The 1333-nt window shown below is 61.7% G+C and carries 1 protein-coding gene; it reads left to right on the forward strand.

Going from position 1 to position 1333, the window contains the following annotated elements:
- Positions 1–161: 161 nt before the first annotated feature.
- Positions 162–1333, forward strand: a 1172-nt coding sequence (locus Mcas_RS18575) for a hypothetical protein (RefSeq protein WP_235203668.1), incomplete at its 3' end; no start/stop codon positions are given.

Here is a 1333-nt window from a genome sequence, read left to right on the forward strand (position 1 = left end):
TGTGCGGGATCGATACCGTGATCGGGACTGCTTCCGGCCTGGATACGGTGACCCTGCTGGCGGGTGGCCGGGTGACTGCTTCCGGGGTGGACCGGGTCGTTGGCAGTGCCGGGATAGATACACTCGAAGTTGTCACCAGTGGTACGCTCGCCGTGTGCGGGTTGGAGACCCTGCTCAGCCACGAACTCTCCATGGATACCGTGACGCTGCTCAGCCATGGTGTACTGGCCGTATCACGCATTGATACCCTGATCGGGACGGCAGGTGCAGACACGGTTACCCTGCTGACCGAGGGAAGCATGGCGGTTTGCGTGATTGATTCACTGCTGGCCGGGAGTGGGGTGGATACCCTGGTACTGCTGTCCGGTGGGGCGCACTTTGTCTGTGGCGTGGAGAGTCTGCTCAGTGGTACGACGGCTGTGAATGAGACCGTGACCCTGGGCAGTGCCGGTCATGTGGTAGTGCGCGGGGTGGACGCCCTGTACGGGGCCGCCGGGCAGACCGAAACAGTGCTGTTGACCACGGGGGGAGCAATCTCCGTGTGTCATCTTGATACCCTGCTCAGTGGTGCATCGGTGGTCGAGACCGTGACCTTGCTGGCGAGTGGTTCCATGGTTGGGGCCGGGCTGGATACCCTGCTCAGCCTGTCCGGTGTGACGGATACGGTGGTGTTGTTGACCGGCGGGCAACTGGCGATCAACAGCGTGGATTCCCTGCTGGCCACGGCCGGACAGGATACCGTGCTCCTGCTGGCGGATGCCGCCCTGCATGCCTGTGGTGTGGATACTCTGCTCAGCAATGCATCGGTGAACAACACGGTGACGCTGCTGGCTGGAGGTCTGCTGTCCGTCTGCCAGATTGATTCACTGGCCGGGTCGTCTGTCATGGATACCGTGCTCCTGCTCGCGGGAGCAAATATGGTGACCTGTGTGCTGGATACCCTGCTCAGTGTGGTGGGTGCTACGGATACCGTCACCTTGCTGGCCAGCCATGGCCTGGCTGCATCCGGTGTGGATACCCTGGTCAGTGGGACGGGTGTGACCGATACGGTGACGTTGCTGACTGGTGGGCATCTGGTGATCAACAGCGTGGATACCTTGCTGGCAACGGCGGTCGAGCGTGACACGGTGACGTTGCTGGCTGGTGCTACCCTGTACACCTGCGGTGTGGATACCCTGATCAGCAAGACCGGAATCTCCGACACGGTGACCCTACTGGCCGGGGGCGTGGTTGCGGTTAACGGAGTGGACATCCTGACGGGTTCAACCGCCGTGGATACCGTGCTCCTGCTGGGGGGACAGGCGATCACCGTCAATGGAATTGAATCCATTGT

This window comes from Candidatus Magnetobacterium casense (assembly GCF_000714715.1).
In the GTDB taxonomy this organism is placed as follows: domain Bacteria; phylum Nitrospirota; class Thermodesulfovibrionia; order Thermodesulfovibrionales; family Magnetobacteriaceae; genus Magnetobacterium; species Magnetobacterium casense.